The 15,364-nt window shown below is 40.8% G+C and carries 13 protein-coding genes; 12 read left to right on the forward strand and 1 reads right to left on the reverse strand.

From position 1 onward, the window contains the following. Positions 1-244 precede the first annotated feature (244 nt). The 8 genes from DEALDRAFT_RS00730 to DEALDRAFT_RS00765 all read left to right on the forward strand — a co-directional run bounded on the left by DEALDRAFT_RS00730 (position 245) and on the right by DEALDRAFT_RS00765 (position 9,836). Entirely contained in the window at positions 245-1,378 is a 1,134-nt protein-coding gene (locus DEALDRAFT_RS00730; RefSeq protein ID WP_008513899.1) for a YheC/YheD family protein, read from the forward strand. Beyond that, the gene (locus DEALDRAFT_RS00735; protein WP_008513900.1) at positions 1,378-2,460 is read left to right on the forward strand and encodes a YheC/YheD family endospore coat-associated protein; all 1,083 of its coding nucleotides are present in this window, start codon (positions 1,378-1,380) and stop codon (positions 2,458-2,460) included. Before DEALDRAFT_RS00730 ends, DEALDRAFT_RS00735 begins: the two co-directional genes overlap by 1 nt. Before the next feature lies 1 nt (position 2,461). Continuing rightward, positions 2,462-3,859: a Mur ligase family protein gene (locus DEALDRAFT_RS00740; RefSeq protein WP_008513901.1), complete on the forward strand. Its 1,398-nt coding sequence runs from the start codon at positions 2,462-2,464 to the stop codon at positions 3,857-3,859. A 98-nt stretch (positions 3,860-3,957) separates the two neighbouring features. Then, entirely contained in the window at positions 3,958-5,178 is a 1,221-nt protein-coding gene (locus DEALDRAFT_RS00745) for a YheC/YheD family protein (protein WP_008513902.1), read from the forward strand. Positions 5,179-5,189: 11 nt separating this feature from the next. Further along, the gene (locus DEALDRAFT_RS00750; protein ID WP_008513903.1) at positions 5,190-6,551 is read left to right on the forward strand and encodes a YheC/YheD family endospore coat-associated protein; all 1,362 of its coding nucleotides are present in this window, start codon (positions 5,190-5,192) and stop codon (positions 6,549-6,551) included. Next, positions 6,544-7,875, forward strand: a complete 1,332-nt coding sequence (locus tag DEALDRAFT_RS00755; protein ID WP_008513904.1) for a YheC/YheD family endospore coat-associated protein — start codon at positions 6,544-6,546, stop codon at positions 7,873-7,875. The genes DEALDRAFT_RS00750 and DEALDRAFT_RS00755 overlap by 8 nt, the downstream gene beginning before the upstream one ends. Further along, positions 7,872-9,188 (forward strand): YheC/YheD family endospore coat-associated protein, encoded by a 1,317-nt coding sequence (locus DEALDRAFT_RS00760; protein ID WP_008513905.1) that lies wholly within the window; start codon positions 7,872-7,874, stop codon positions 9,186-9,188. The genes DEALDRAFT_RS00755 and DEALDRAFT_RS00760 overlap by 4 nt, the downstream gene beginning before the upstream one ends. 159 nt (positions 9,189-9,347) lie before the next feature. Continuing rightward, complete coding sequence (locus DEALDRAFT_RS00765) at positions 9,348-9,836, forward strand: DUF2062 domain-containing protein (protein WP_008513906.1); 489 nt, start codon at positions 9,348-9,350, stop codon at positions 9,834-9,836. A 150-nt stretch (positions 9,837-9,986) separates the two neighbouring features. On the opposite strand, the gene DEALDRAFT_RS00770 is transcribed toward DEALDRAFT_RS00765, so the two are convergent. Beyond that, positions 9,987-10,427 carry a CBS domain-containing protein gene (locus DEALDRAFT_RS00770; protein WP_008513908.1) on the reverse strand — a complete coding sequence of 147 codons (441 nt, stop codon included), beginning with the start codon at positions 10,425-10,427 and terminating at the stop codon, positions 9,987-9,989. Positions 10,428-10,574: 147 nt separating this feature from the next. Between DEALDRAFT_RS00770 and DEALDRAFT_RS16345 the strand changes: the two genes are divergently transcribed. The 4 genes from DEALDRAFT_RS16345 to DEALDRAFT_RS00785 all read left to right on the forward strand — a co-directional run bounded on the left by DEALDRAFT_RS16345 (position 10,575) and on the right by DEALDRAFT_RS00785 (position 15,349). Beyond that, a complete protein-coding gene (locus DEALDRAFT_RS16345) occupies positions 10,575-10,730 on the forward strand; it encodes a DUF1540 domain-containing protein (protein ID WP_008513910.1) in 156 nt (51 codons plus the stop codon). A 138-nt stretch (positions 10,731-10,868) separates the two neighbouring features. Beyond that, positions 10,869-11,522 (forward strand): (Fe-S)-binding protein, encoded by a 654-nt coding sequence (locus tag DEALDRAFT_RS00775; protein WP_008513912.1) that lies wholly within the window; start codon positions 10,869-10,871, stop codon positions 11,520-11,522. Between the two features lie 172 nt (positions 11,523-11,694). Beyond that, on the forward strand, positions 11,695-13,158 hold the full coding sequence (locus tag DEALDRAFT_RS00780; RefSeq protein WP_008513913.1) for a protein adenylyltransferase SelO: 1,464 nt from the start codon (positions 11,695-11,697) through the stop codon (positions 13,156-13,158). 268 nt (positions 13,159-13,426) lie between these two features. Then, positions 13,427-15,349 (forward strand): PrkA family serine protein kinase, encoded by a 1,923-nt coding sequence (locus DEALDRAFT_RS00785; RefSeq protein ID WP_008513914.1) that lies wholly within the window; start codon positions 13,427-13,429, stop codon positions 15,347-15,349. Positions 15,350-15,364 lie beyond the last annotated feature (15 nt).

Raw genomic sequence — 15,364 nt, forward strand, 5'->3', positions numbered from 1 at the left:
ACATTAGTCAAGTTATATAAGCTAAAGTAGACTGTAGTCCCGGGCATACAGCAAACTCAAGTGGACACTTAACTCAAAATTTCTACAGGTGCTAAGCCGCGAGGTGTTTGATTTTAAATACATATGGATTGCTGTGTGTGTACGGGGTGTTATAGCAAGACAAGCACAAAAAGATATTGAAAAACATATGGTGGGAGTGTGGTAGCAAATACTGTTTAATCTGCCAGGGGAGGCGAGCAACTCTATGGACAAGGAAAATCTTATTGGCATCGTCTTACCTGTTAATCAATATAATCATCTCTCTAAACCTGGCCCAAAATTAAAAGCGATTTTATCATTTTACGAAAAGGCCGCCAGAATGAATGACTTATCTATATGCTATTTTCGTTTCAAGGACCTTAAAAGCACTAAAGAGCCCTTTATGGCGTATGTAAAAAGGGAGAATAGCTATGTGTTATGGGAGGTTGCTAAACCGTGGGTTATTTATAAGCGTACGGGACACCGAAGTAGTATTAATCCACTGATTGAATCTTTAATGAACGAGGGTATAAGAGTCTTCAACTCTTATAGAAATAATAATAAATATAAAATTTATAAAATGGTCAGGGACAATGAAGAGCTTAATAAACACCAACCGGAAACGAAAATAGCTTCACCGAGAACAATTAATGAAATGATGAGTCAATTTAATAGCCTTATGATCAAACCAGATAACGGGGAAGTTGGAAGAGGGATTATGAAGTTAGAAAAAATGCAGGGTGACATTTGGTGTTTGTATGAAAAATCAAAGGAAAGAAAAAAAGGTCTTTGGAAACAGACTTTCTTTGAGGATGAACTGCCGACAACCTTGTTGACAAAAATAAAAAATAGGCGATATTTGGTGCAGCAAACAATTGACCTGGCAACATTTTCAGGCAATCCGTTCGACATGAGGGTGTCAACACAAAGAAACCACCTGGGAGAGTGGCAGGTATCGGCAATTATAGTGAAGGTGGCAACGGACGGGCAATTTTTAACCAATGTTGGTCAAGGCGGCACCACCACAACTATTGAATATATATTAGCGGATCACCCCGTTTTTAATTTGGAGAAAGTAAAAATGGATATTTGTGATTTAGCTTTAAAGCTAGCCAACCATATTAGTTTATATAAAAAAGATATGGCGGACTTCGGTTTTGATATCGGACTATCTAAAGATGGCATTCCTTACCTAATCGAAGTTAACCACGTTTCTGATTATGGCACCTTGGCACTGAAAAATGGTAAGCTAATCGCCAATGAATGGAAGGATGTATTTACTACACCTATTAATTATGCCCGGTTTTTATTGGCAGAAGTAAAAAGGGTTGAAGAAAAAGGTAGGAGCGATGACAGCTAATGATGCACAGAGAAGAGAATTTGGGGGTTTTAGTTGATAAATTAGTTTATTGGGGGATTCCATTTGGCAGAACGGGTTATGAAAATATAGCTTTTTATGAGGACGCTGCCAAGAAACACAACATTGCTCTTTCTTTCTTTCAGTTAAGTGATATTGACCTAACAAAAGGCCAGGTTCAAGCTTATGTAAAAAACGATGCAGGCAGTTACCGTAAGACCATAATTCCTGTACCAAAAGTAATTCATAATCGGGGGTTATATTTTTCAAAGAAGTCCAAAGCAAAAGTTGATGCACTATTGGCAGACGGAAAAATACTTTATAATCCCTGGAACCGCTTCCTAAAGCTAGAGATTCATAATTTGCTCTGGCAGGATCCTCAGCTGCGCCCCTACCTTCCTGAAACGTACAGGGCAACAAAGGAAACCATCAACGCCATGCTGGAAAAATATAAACTTATTATCCTTAAGCCAAATGGAGGAAGCCTTGGGCATGGGTTAATGAAGCTAGAAAGAACAGGAGAAGAATTTCTGCTAACTCACTATAGTAATCGGGAAAAAGAGTGGAAGCAGTCTTCTTTCAGCGCAGAATTTCCTCAGGTACTGCTAAAGAATATCTCGGGTAGAAGTTATGCTGTGCAGGAGTTTATTCCTTTAGCAAAATATAAAGGTTGTGTTTATAACTTGCGTGTTGCGTATCAGAAAAACGGCACAGCACAATGGCAAGTCACCGGAGTGGTGGGGAAACTTGCTCATGACACCAATTTTGTCACCAATATAGCAAAGGGCGGAAAAGCATATTCGCTTGACGTTCTCCTGGAGAATAAGTTTAATGAGGCAAAGCTGCTCCAAGAGATTGAAATGTTTTGTTTCCAAGCGGCAAAGGCGCTGGAAAATGAGTATCCTGGGCTGGCTGATTTAGGTATCGATCTGGGTGTAACCAAAGATGGGAATCTGAAGTTAATCGAATGTAATGGCAGGGGCTTACGCCTTTCGTTTAAAGATGCTCAGTTATATGAGGCATGGAGAGCAGCTTTTGAAACACCAATTCTCTATGGAAAGTATTTATTAGCTAAGGAGGATTAAATTGAAGGCATTACCCTTAAAGGAAATTCTTGCTGTAATAGATGGTGAAGTTATCGCCGGTTCCTCAGAGTTTGAGATAATTGACGTTAAAACATCTTCACCGGGGTTAAGAAACGGCACCTTATTTTTTCATACCAAAAAAGGACTTACCATCGACCAGAACTTTAATAGATATAAAAAAAGAGTAGCAATTGTAACGGATAAAAAGATTGATCTTGATCAATTAAATGATAATGTTACCTTGATAACAGTAGACAATAGCGTTAATGCTTTAGCTAGCTTTACCTCTTATTACCGTGGATTATTTACTATTCCTGTAGTTGGGATCACCGGCACTGCCGGGAAAACCACCACTAAAGAAATGCTTGCCCATATTTTACGAGGAGAGCAAAATGTGCAATGCACTTATAAAAGTATGAATGGCATTGTGCTAAATTTAAAATACTTGCTGGGGATTAATGAGGATACAGACGTTGCTGTGTTTGAAATGGGTGTTTCTTATCCGGGAAACATCAGAAAAAGTGGCGCCGTTTTTAAACCAAGCATTGGAATGATTACAAACATTGGTACTGCCCATTTAGAAACTTGCAAAACACTTGAACGGTATATTGGCGCTAAGGGTGAAATGCTTGAGGCACTAGATTATAAAGGCCAGTTACTGCTAAATAGCGATGATGAAAATATAAAAAAGATTGATCTACATCCCTTTAAAGGGCAGGTATACTATTTTGGACAGAAAAGTGAATGTGCTTACCGTATCTCGCAAATAGAGTATGCAGCAGAAAAAATGGTGTTTCAGCTACACGTTAAGGGCCATAGTTCAAAGAGAGTTTATGTGCCGGGTCTGGGTGAGCAATGTGTCTATAATGCTGCCGCCGCCATTGCCGCCGCTCATCTAACGGGTATGGACCTGTCAAGTTGTATTGAACGGATAGGAAGTTTCAAACAAATGGAGAGACACGTTAGCGTGGAGCGCGGGCTAAATCGTGCCACCATCATTGATGATACCTGGAACTCAAATCCATCTTCTGCTTATGCCGCATTAAAAGTGCTTCAAAAAATTGCTGAGAATAAGAAGTCTGTAGCAGTTTTTGGCAAGCTGCAACGTTTAGGTGCAAAGCAACATGAGGAACACGTAAAGCTGGGAGCAAGAATGAAAGAGCTTGGAATTAGCTGTTTGATTACCATTGGCAAAGATGCCCAAGATATTGGAGATGCAGCAATTCAGGCAGGGATTGCACAGGCAAATGTGTTTAACGTCTTATCAGCGGAGGAACTGCAGGAAAAATTATTATCAATAACAGATGAGAATACGGTTGTATTATTAAAAATGTCTCTTGATAAAATGGACCAATCATATCGAAGGCAAATTATGACCATCAAATCCACTGAAAATTGAAGGCCTTGCAAAAGAGGTCCTTTTCTTTTCCGCACAGAGTTTATCTCTGCATCATACTCTAAAACAGGGCTTAGAATTTTATCGACGGGGCGATAAATTTGAATGAGGAACTTAAAAATATTTTCCGGGTCTTTGACGAGCAAAATAATGAGCTGCAACGAAAACTTCAGCAAGATTTGACTGCGGTAATTGAGCTTCTGAAAACTGAGAGCAAAGACGAACCATGTACGGATTTAAAGACGGAAAAACCAACTGTAGAAGCTCATGAGTTAAAAACAGTTGATATCGGTCTTATAGTGCATGCAAGCAGGCACCATTGGTTTATTGCAATGAAGCAGATTATGCAAGAGGTTGCCAGGAAGTACAAGAAGAGAATGGTGTTATTTACTGTTAACGACATTGATTTAGATAAAAGCAAAATAGATAACGCAGTTTTACTTGACGGGAGCAAAGAAGAGGTGGTTAACAGTCAAATTCCACCGCTAATTTTTAATTTTGTTCTTCACTCTAAGACCTCCAGCGTCTCCAAGATGCGCAAGTTGCGAATGGCCAAACACATTAAAGTTATAAATCCCATCAATAAGTTTTATCAAAACGTCTTATTTGATATGATTAGCGGAATTACGCAAACAAATGATTTTCTGCTGCCCTACATTATGCTTACCGCTACTTCATTAAAGACGTTTTCCAAAAAGCATGACCGCTTCTATGTACTACCCCAGCGGGCAAAGAAAAAATGTCGCGCAATCGTAATAAAAAAAGTTAATAGCAATGAGGACAGTGAGCAATATGAAATAAAGCTCGGCAATTTCAGGCAGGTAGTTGTGGGGGAGAAGCTGTATAAATCACTAAAAAAACTAGTAAGAGACAAGAAATGTATGCTTGTTAAGGACCCCTTGCCGGTAAATTGGAATTATTCACCTCTGGAAATAAGAGGGTATGTGCAAAAAAACATCAACGGTCAGTGGGAACTGCTGGACTTAATAGCCAAAAAAGAGATCTTTGCAAAAGACTCCATCTACGATGGTTCCACAGGCGAATTGGCAGAAATCCTACTGGAAATTTTTCCGGATCAACTTAGCAATTTAAAGAAAAAAATACATGATGCTGCTATAGACGCCAGCCTAATTTTAGATTTCTATATCCCTAATATAGGAAGCTGCTATTTTGACTTTATTGTTGACCTAGATGCCAACCCTTACCTGCTGCGTGTGGGAGGCGCAGAACAAGAGAACTTTCTATATGAACATTCTCTCACTTGGCATAAGTACATTTTAAACATTGGCTTGTATTTGATTTTTCTTAGCAATAAGGATTAAAGGTGGTATTCATGAGATGGATAAGCATAGAGAAAATGACGGAGGAGCACGAAGGTCCGGCCAAGACGATTTGCATTCCTGGCACCGATTTGCAGTTTGATGAGGTGACGCTGGTCTATGGTGCCAAAAGAATTACAGCGCAAGTTAAGAAGAATGGCATTAGTATGATAAAGCAGGACGGAGAGATCGACAATGGCATAACCTATTTGTCTAAAGCACTGATAGAGGAATTGTGTCTTGTGACAACGCAACCCTATCAGTTAAAGATAACAGAAAGCACGATAGAGCTAGGCCCGGTAATTGGTTTATTGTTAGGAGAACAGCAATATTATTACCATCATAATACTATGCAGGAATATACCGATGCGATGGTAAGGGCAGAAGAATTTGGAGGCCTTGTTGTGGCTTTTAAACTATGTTCAATTGATTGGCGCTCAGAGAGTGTGTACGGACTGTACTTCGATGTTAAACAAAAGAAGTGGCGCTACGGAAAATGCCCAATTCCATCAGTTATTTATCGGAGAGCGTTCAATCATGAGGATAAAGATGTGGAACTATTAAAAAAGACGGTGGGAAGTACTTTGTTTAATGACAGAAAACTGGATAAACTGCAGATGTATCAGAGGCTGCAAGGTTTTCCTTCTTTTAAACGTTACCTCCCTGAAACGGCTAAATTGACAATAGATGTTTTTCACAGATTTTTAGACCGCTATGACAAAATCATTTTAAAACCTGCTGATTTGTCCAGGGGGAGAGGTATCTGTGTTCTCCAACAGGACGGCGATAAATTATCTATTGTAGATTCTTTGGCAGAAGCTATTCCCATCAGAATCAAACTGAGCAGAGAAAAGGCGGTTGACTATATTTCAGAAAGAGGGTACCTGACAAAAAATTATCTGGTGCAACCCTTTTTGGCCTTTTCAAAGATTAATGGTTCTCCCTGGGATATTCGTATCATTATGCAAAAAAATGATAATTTGCGCTGGCAATGCAACGGCATCGAATGTCGTCTTGCCGGAGCCAATAGCTATTTGACAAATATTTCCCGTGGGGGAAGAGCTCTTACCATCAACCAAGCCATTAAACTCACCTACGGACCGCAGACTAACGTCAAATTGATAAAAAAACAGATAATAAGTGTAGCCACAGAGTTTTGCACCGTGATGGATGACGGAGATGGGCATTTTGCTGAATTCGGGTTAGACTTTGCGCTTGATGAGCAGCAAAACATCTGGTTTATTGAAGCCAATGTCAGACCCACATTTAATGGTTTTAAAAGGCTGGAGTACAAAAATTACTTGCATATCAGTTCGGCCCCCCTTTTTTATGCTGTTAAGCTGTCAGGTTTTAAGAGGAGTAAAAAGCATGAATAACTTAATAAAAATATTACCTGATGAACAGTTTCAAAATAGAATTACGCTAAGTTCCCGCTTAGTTGGCCAAGAACGAAAAATCACTTATGTGAGGTTTGGGAGTAGATGCTGTGAGGTTAGTGTGTACGTTTCCCCTGAACTTGCAAAGAATGAGGCCTTACTGTCAAGTAATGTTATTCGGGCACTACAGGTTCCACTTCAGCCTCTGTATATGTTGAAAATACGCCAATATGAAATGGAGTTTGGGCCCTATATTGGGTTGTTGGCTTTTAGGAAGAAGGCAAACTTAGACGAATACATCTCTAACCTGACTAATTATCTTTATGACTACCAAAGCATAGGCGGCGCTGTTTTAGCCTTTTCGGCAGAAGGCGTAGACACAGAGAAGCAATTAATTGACGGCTATATTTATAATCCAGATCTAAATGAATGGGAGCAAGGACTTTACCCGTTTCCCGCATCTTTATTTAAACGAGCGGGAATGAGAAAATCTCTTCGCGACCACTTTCATTCTTTGCTTGGGCAACGAATCTTTAATAGCTATATTTTTAATAAGTGGGAAATGCACACTTGGCTGTCCAATTTTGAGACAACAAAACCTTATTTGCCGGAGACAATCTTGTATGAAACGGCCAAAGATGCTTTGTGGTTTTTAAAAACCTACAATGAAGCATTCATTAAACCTATTTCTGGCAGTCAGGGGGAAGGAATCTTAACGGCTAAAAAAATCGGGAATCATTATGTTTTTAAGTTTAGGGAAGAAGGAAATATCCAGAAAAAAATAATTGAAACCCAAGAAGAAGCCATGGCATTTATGAAACGGCTATTACGCAAAGACGCATATATTATTCAGCAGCCACTGTCCTTACTAAAACATGAGGATAGAGTCATAGACTTTAGAATGTTATTGGTTAAGGACCAGAACGGCAAGTGGGAAGATTTTAATCTTATTACCCGCTTTGGCAAAAGTGGCAGCTATGTGAGCAATATTTCCGATGGGGGTAGTGCTGAGTTAGCTATGAGTACCTTTACAGGAATTTTCAGTTTATCTGCCGAGAGGGCCTATAAATTCCGCCAGGAGATAGCTCAAGTTTGTATCGATGCCGCGTTGAACCTGGAGAAATGTGGCATCCACGTAGGAAATCTAGGTATCGACGTGGCCATCGATCAGGATTTTAAGATTTGGATCATAGAAATCAACAATAAAGATCCCAACCACACTATCTCCATTGATGCCAACGACCGGCAAACTTTTTACCAGATCAAGAAAGCTAATATGCTTTATGCCAAGTTTCTGGCGGGCTTTGGAGAGGAGCAAGTATGAAGATAGTTAGTCAAAGCAAGTTGAAGAGAACGCAAATTATGTTGTCACCCGATGTTTTCAAGGAATCTGATGTGCTGCCAAGAAAAGTGATTTTTCACTTCGGACAGTGGAAGAAAGAAGTAAATATTGTTCTGGAACCTACACTAGCACCTTACCAGATTGGCCTGTCAGAGCATCTGCTGCAAGAATATACTCTGCCGGATTGTTATGATTATGACATGCAGTGGGATGGCAGAAATCTTAAAATAGGACCGGTGATAGCTTTTTTAACGATTCACAGTACGGAGAAGCTGGAGCAAAAATTAGACATTTTTGAAGGTTACTTTGCAGCCTACCCACACTTTCAGGGACTGATTTATATTTGTGCCATAGACGGAATCGATACCAAAGAAAAAAAGATAGATGGTTTTTACTATGACCCAACTCATGGTGCTGAGAACAAGTGGAAGAAAGGCACTTTTCCATATCCCGGTGCCATGTATCGCAAGACAGGGTTTAGTGCCCGGCTCTATGATCAGATTATTAATGAACTGGGAGATAAGCTGTTTAATACCTACTTCTTCAATAAGTGGGAATTGTGGGCCTGGCTATCACCTAATGAAGATTGTGAGAAATATTTGCCCCATACCAGGAGGGTTACAGGCTTTCAAGACATCAAGGAAATGTTGGATTTGTACGGTGAGGTATATTTAAAGAAAGTAAATAGTCATAAAGCAAAAGGAATTATTAAGGTAGTACGGACAGGGACTGAATATAGTTTTATCTATCGACTTAGAGGAACAAAAAAATATACCGACCCTGAACAAATTGAGCATTTTATCAATGAAATCAACCAGAAAAAAGATTACCTTGTACAGCAGGCCATTCCCGTTAAAACTCACGAAGAGCGACACTTTGATTTTAGAGTGATTATGCAAAAAAACAGGTTGGGAAAGTGGGTTTGTAGTGGTAATATCGCCAGGTTCGGAAAAAAGGACAGCATAGCCACAAACTTTTTGTTAGCAGGATATGCTCTTTCAGGTAATGAAGCACTAAAAACTGTGTTCAAATATAATGAGAGAGACGCTTTTATAAAAGAGCAGGAAATAATTCAGGCTTGTACCCTCATCTGTGAAAAGCTGGATCTTTGCTGTGGTAACTATGGTGATCTGGGGGTAGACGTTATTGTTGACGAAAATCAAAAAGTGTGGGTTTTAGAGGTAAATAAGCTCCAAGATCATAAATACCCTGTTTATGCCCTAAATGATGAACAGATGTATTATAAAGTGACAACCACACTCTTTGAATATGCCGCTTTTTTAGCAGGGTTTTAACCCAATTAAGAGACCGCCGGTCATATCTTTCCGGCGGTCTCTTATGTTACTAACGCCTAAATATTCCTCTGCCATAAAACGGATGGTCCTACCCATATTGTCGTAGGTTATGGTTTGCTGTAAAATTAACAGTAGTAGTAGATTAGGAGGAATAAACCTTTGGCCCAAAAGAAAACTTCTCGCTGGGAAAAAATTAAAAAGCGGTTTTATGACATAATACAGAAACAGATTAAGCAGGACAAGCCTCAAAAAGTTGCCCTGGGGTGTTCTCTGGGCGTAGGGATAAACTTTTTTCCTACTATGGGGTTTGGCTTCGTTTTTGCTTATTTGCTTGCGGTTCTTTTCAGAGTAAATCGTACCAGTGCAACTGGTACCAGCATTATCACCGGGCCTGTAATTCCTTTTATGTATGCTTTAAACCTGGTGATTGGAGGATTAATCCTGTCTCCAATTGCAGGGAGTGAAAACATAGGGGAGTTTATCATCGATCAGTACACCACTATTTTGCAGTTGGGCAATCTTCAGGATAGAATATCAAGCGCCTTAGAGTTTTTCGGCTCTACTTTCATGGTCGGAGCTCTTGTTAACGCTTCTGTTTTTGGCTTTGCATTTTATCTTCTGGTCAGCAATAAGTTGAAAAATATGTAACTAGGCTAGAGTAAACAGAAATCTCCTAAAAGCATGGAAAACAAGCCAACGGTGAGCGGAAAGGCTCTCTCGTTGGCTTGTTTCATGGAAAAGGTAGTGTGCTCGCACACTACCTTAAATATTTGTTAGATTAAACTGCCTGCTGGTTAGCTATTGCTCCAGCTGCTCCGGCTTAGCCGGAGTGGAGATATTACTTAATGCTTCTCCGGCTTCGTTTTTGTAAATACTTTCTTCGGCCAGGTCGCCTATTGCCACCATGCCTACCAGCTGGTTGTTCTCAACTACCGGTAAACGGCGAATCTGATGCTGGGACATTAAGTTTGCCACTTCGTGAACATCCATGTTGGAAGTTGCAAACTTTACATCGGTGGACATACATTGAGACACCGGTGTATTTGCATTTACTCCACCGGCTGTGGACCGGATGGTGATGTCACGGTCGGTAACAATCCCTTTTAGCTGCCCATTATCCACAACAGGAATAACGCCAATATTGTGCTGTTTCATTAATTGAGCAGCTTCCTGCACAGTTTGCTGAGAAGAAACGGAAACAACATTTTTAGTCATGATTTGACCTATAGTTTGAGTCAAAACAAATCCCTCCTTTACTTTATCTTCTGAAAATAGACAAGTAAATATTCGCGTTCATCAGTAAGTCAGTAAAAAAAACTGTATGAAAATATTAATGTCTATAGAGAAAATATAGTCTATCATAGTGGACAAGGAGGTGAACAACACATGACTGACAAAAAAATTATGTGCGAAGTCAAGGATTGTAATTATTGGCAGGACATGAACTGTACTGCTGAACAGGTAAAGGTGGCCAAGAACGGAACCGAAGACTGTGGTCCTGACATGACCTTCTGTGGAACATTCAAGTCCGACAAATGTTAAGGATGCGGTAAACATCTGTAAAAGGCTTGGGCGTTTGTCGTCCTGGTCTTTTTTTTGTGTTTTAAAAAAATTGAGGTGGAAATCTGATTATATTTCTTATAAGATACTTGTTAGTAGATAATTGTAGGAGTGGTTGTAATGAAGCAAGTTTTTGCCCCCGGCTGTGCTCTTGTACTTTATAAGCCTGAGCTTGCCAAAAAAGCATTAAGATATATATATGAAACTCTGGGAGACACCCCTGAACACCTGATTTGTTGCAGACATGCCTCTAATCTGGAACCCGGCACCACGGTTATTAACACATGCCCGGGTTGTCAAAGCAGATATAAGAAAGAGCATGGCGGCATTTCCACCATCTCATTATGGGAAATCCTGGCGGAGAGCAAAACATTTCCATTCCCTGATTATAAAGGGGCAAAAATGACTATTCACGATGCCTGTTCTACCCGAGCTGAGAAGAAAACCCATTCTATCATTAGAAAGCTCTTGCAAAAGATGAACATTGAGACTATAGAACCTGAAAAAACAGCTATTAATTCTATTTGCTGTGGAGATAGTTTTTATGGTTCTTTGCCTATTGATAAGGTCAAAGAACAAATGAAAAAACGCGCCAACGAAATGCCTGCTGAAAATGTGGTAGTTTATTGCGTATCCTGCATCAACGCAATGCAGATTGGCGGCAAAATGCCACGGCATATTATTGATTTGCTCTTTGGACAGGAAACTGTTGCAGAAAGCTATGAACCTGCTGTCTGGCATGACAAATTACAGAAATACATTGACAAGCATTGATGTGCGCTTTTATAAATGTATAGCCTGTAAACTTTATAATTTCTATCTAAACCATAAGGTCGGTCATTGACTTTGTGGTTTTTTAAATGATTAAAATAAGAAAAACTTCATGATTTTTGTTTTTGTATATGTTTAAACTAAAATTGAAATAGTTTTTTAGGAAGGAGACACTATGACACAAGAAAAAGCAGGATGGAATTTTGATAACAGCTTTGCCCGGCTGTCGGAATCATTATTTTCCATCCTTAACCCAATCCCTGTACCCTCACCAAAACTTATTATCCTTAATAAAGAGCTGGCAAAAGCTTTGGGGTTGAATGCTGTGGAGCTGCAAAAAGATGAGGGCATAGCGGTTTTTGCGGGAAATCGCATTCCTGAAGGAGCTTTGCCTCTTGCCCAGGCCTATGCTGGTCACCAATTCGGCCATTTTACCATGTTAGGAGATGGTCGTGCTATTTTGCTTGGTGAGCAAATTACCCCTGCAGGAGAACGGTTCGATATCCAGCTTAAGGGTTCAGGCAGAACACCATACTCCCGCTTGGGAGATGGTCGTGCGACTCTGGGACCGATGCTGCGCGAATATATCATCAGCGAAGCAATGCACGGGCTTGGTATTCCTACAACCCGCAGCCTGGCGGTGGTGACCACCGGAGAGCCGGTATCCCGCGAAACAGAGCTGCCCGGTGCAATTCTGACCCGTGTGGCTTCCAGCCATCTCCGTGTTGGTACCTTTCAATACGTTTCAGAATGGGGTTCTACTGAAGATCTCCGGTCTCTGGCTGATTATACGTTGCAGAGGCACTTTCCCGGTTATGATGATGCCCCTAATCGCTATCTGTTTTTACTTCAGGAAGTGGTGAAACGTCAGGCTTCTCTGATTGCTAAATGGCAGTTGGCCGGCTTTATTCACGGAGTAATGAACACCGACAATATGGCTCTTAGTGGTGAAACCATTGATTATGGGCCCTGCGCCTTCATGGATACTTATGACCCGGCAACTGTGTTCAGTTCCATTGACGCCCACGGCCGCTATGCTTATGGTAATCAACCCAGTATTGGCGGGTGGAATCTGGCCAGGTTTGCGGAAACTCTGTTGCCGCTTTTGCATGAGAACCAGGACCGGGCCGTCAAACTGGCCCAGGAAGTTGTTTCAGGTTATTCTGAGTTATATCGTTGCAATTGGCTGGCGGGAATGAGAGCGAAACTGGGAATATTCAATGAAGAGCAGGGTGATGAATCCCTGATTGAAGAGCTACTCGATTTAATGGAGAAGTATGGTGCCGACTATACAAATACCTTCCGGGCTTTAACCTTAGATGTGTTTGAGGATACGGATTTGTATGACAGCACAGAATTTGCAGAGTGGCGCAAGCTATGGCAGGCCAGACTGGAAAGGCAGGAGGATTCAAAAGAATCCTCCCGGCAATTGATGCGAAAGTCCAATCCGGCCATAATCCCCCGTAACCATCGGGTTGAAGAAGCTCTGCAGGCAGCAGTTCAGAAAGAGGATTATAGCGTCATGGAGAGACTATTGGCTGTTTTGTCAAACCCCTATGCCCACTCCCCTCAACAGGCTGAGTACACAACACTGCCTGAACCTTCAGGACGTCCATACCGAACATTTTGCGGGACCTGATCAATTTTTAGCCGCCGGTCTATTATTCTTGACCGGCGGTCTTTTAATGTCTGTTGTGAACCTGTCGGTTATAAAAACAGATGTGCTTCATATATTTAGAGTACAAACTCACGCGTTATCTGGAGAATAAAAAGTACCCAAATGTTGGTAATGTTTAGCTAAACCTACTGTAATTGTGAGATTTATTATTTTCTTGTTGTTAAGCTGGGCATGGTGGCTTGTTTCCGGAGTAAGAGGTATATTCAATTATTGTGAGGTGGTATACAAAATGACACAGCTTGAAGACCTCATTAATAAAGACCGGCAGGAAAGAAAGAAAGAAATGTTTGAAGGGACGCTTCTGGATTACCTGGCGCTTCTCCAGGCCGATAAGTCCCTTTGTATGCTGGCACATCAGCGGATGCATGAATTGATTGTCAATCGGGGGGTAGAGGTTGTTAACACGGAAGACCATCCCCGGCTAAGAAGAATCTATGGCCACACAGTACTGAAGAAGTACAATTTCTTTAAAGATGAGTTTTTTGGTATCGATAAAACATTGATGAAAATCGTCAGTTATTTTCATGCTGCGGCAATGAGAGGAGAGGAAGCACGTCAGGTCCTCTATCTGGTGGGTCCTGTAGGGGCTGGGAAATCTTCCATTATGGAGGCCTTAAAGAAAGCTTTGGAGATAAGCCCGCCCATTTATGCCCTTAAGGGATGTCCCATGAGGGAAGAACCACTCCATTTAATACCCAAACATCTGCGAGCGGAATTTGAAGAGCTTTTACAAGTACAAATAGAAGGCGATTTATGCCCGGTATGCAGGTATCGACTAAAAGAGGAATACAATAACGAATACGAACATTTTCCTGTAGAAACGGTAGATTTCAGCATCCGTTCCAGAAAAGGAGTAGGAGTTGTCCCCCCCGTTGATCCCAATAACCAGGACACCTCTGTTTTAATCGGCTCGGTAGATATATCCAAGATAGATTTATATTCTGAAGATGACCCCAGAGTGTTATCTTTAAATGGCGCTTTTAATGTGGGCAACAGAGGGATTGTGGAATTTATTGAGGTCTTTAAGAATGAAGTGGAATATCTTCACACAATGATTACCGCCACACAGGAGAAGTCTGTCCCTGCTCCAGGCAAGGGCTCCATGATCTATTTTGACGGTATTATTCTGGCCCACTCCAATGAGGCGGAATGGAACAAGTTTAAAGCTGACCATACCAACGAGGCTATACTGGACAGAATCGTTAAAATAGAAGTGCCCTACTGTTTGGAGCTAAATGAAGAAATAAAAATCTACAATAAAATTATCAACAAGAGTCAGTTTAAAACACATATTGCCCCGCATACCATTCAAGTTGCTTCTATGTTTGCAATCCTTACCCGCCTGACGCCTTCACCTAAAGTCGATCCTTTAACAAAACTGAAGATCTACAACGGAGAAGAAATTGTTGAGAAGGGCGCAACAAAAAAAGTTGATATTTTAGAATTACGTGAGGAAGCACAACGTGAAGGGATGTCCGGCATCTCCACCCGTTTTATTATGAAAGCGCTGGATTCTGCCATGACTGAATCCGAGCATGGTTGCATCAATCCCATCTCTGTCTTAGAGACCCTTGTTAAATCGGTTAAAGAACTAACCATTGGGGATGCGGATAAGAAAAGGTATCTGAATTTTTTACAGGATACAATTAAAAAAGAATACCATAATATTCTGGAAAAAGAAGTAACCAAGGCCTTTATCCATGGATACAGGGAACAGGCGGAAGAGTTATTTAACAATTATCTGGATCATGCCGAAGCCTATGTAAACAAAACAAAAATCAAAGACAGTAATACCGGTGAGGAACTGGAACCCGATGAGTCGTTTATGAGGTCCATCGAAGAACAGATTAATATCACCCAGTCTGCTGCCGGCGGTTTTCGTCAGGACATAACATCCTATATGTTTTTTGTAATGCGCGGCGGCGGGAAAATAGATTATGAAAGCTATGAGCCTCTAAAAGAAGCCATCGAGAAAAAGTTAACCACATCTGTTAAGGAATTGAGCCGTGTAATAACCCGCTCCAAAGTAAGGGATAAGGAGCAGAATGTAAAGTACGGCGCAATGGTGGAAGAAATGAAAAAGAACGGTTACTGCGAACATTGCTGTAATGTAATTCTGAAATATGCTGCCAATAATCTGTGGAAGGATTAAACACATGCTAAATGG

Source organism: Dethiobacter alkaliphilus AHT 1, from assembly GCF_000174415.1.
Classification (GTDB): domain Bacteria; phylum Bacillota; class Dethiobacteria; order Dethiobacterales; family Dethiobacteraceae; genus Dethiobacter; species Dethiobacter alkaliphilus.

Excerpts from the sequence above, each read along its gene's own strand:
- DEALDRAFT_RS00730 (WP_008513899.1), top strand. The coding sequence starts at position 245 with ATGGACAAGGAAAATCTTATTGGCATCGTCTTACCTGTTAATCAATAT.
- DEALDRAFT_RS00735 (WP_008513900.1), top strand. The coding sequence starts at position 1,378 with ATGATGCACAGAGAAGAGAATTTGGGGGTTTTAGTTGATAAATTAGTT.
- DEALDRAFT_RS00750 (WP_008513903.1), top strand. The coding sequence starts at position 5,190 with ATGAGATGGATAAGCATAGAGAAAATGACGGAGGAGCACGAAGGTCCG.
- DEALDRAFT_RS00755 (WP_008513904.1), top strand. The coding sequence starts at position 6,544 with ATGAATAACTTAATAAAAATATTACCTGATGAACAGTTTCAAAATAGA.
- DEALDRAFT_RS00760 (WP_008513905.1), top strand. The coding sequence starts at position 7,872 with ATGAAGATAGTTAGTCAAAGCAAGTTGAAGAGAACGCAAATTATGTTG.
- DEALDRAFT_RS16345 (WP_008513910.1), top strand. The coding sequence starts at position 10,575 with ATGACTGACAAAAAAATTATGTGCGAAGTCAAGGATTGTAATTATTGG.
- DEALDRAFT_RS00775 (WP_008513912.1), top strand. The coding sequence starts at position 10,869 with ATGAAGCAAGTTTTTGCCCCCGGCTGTGCTCTTGTACTTTATAAGCCT.
- DEALDRAFT_RS00780 (WP_008513913.1), top strand. The coding sequence starts at position 11,695 with ATGACACAAGAAAAAGCAGGATGGAATTTTGATAACAGCTTTGCCCGG.
- DEALDRAFT_RS00785 (WP_008513914.1), top strand. The coding sequence starts at position 13,427 with ATGACACAGCTTGAAGACCTCATTAATAAAGACCGGCAGGAAAGAAAG.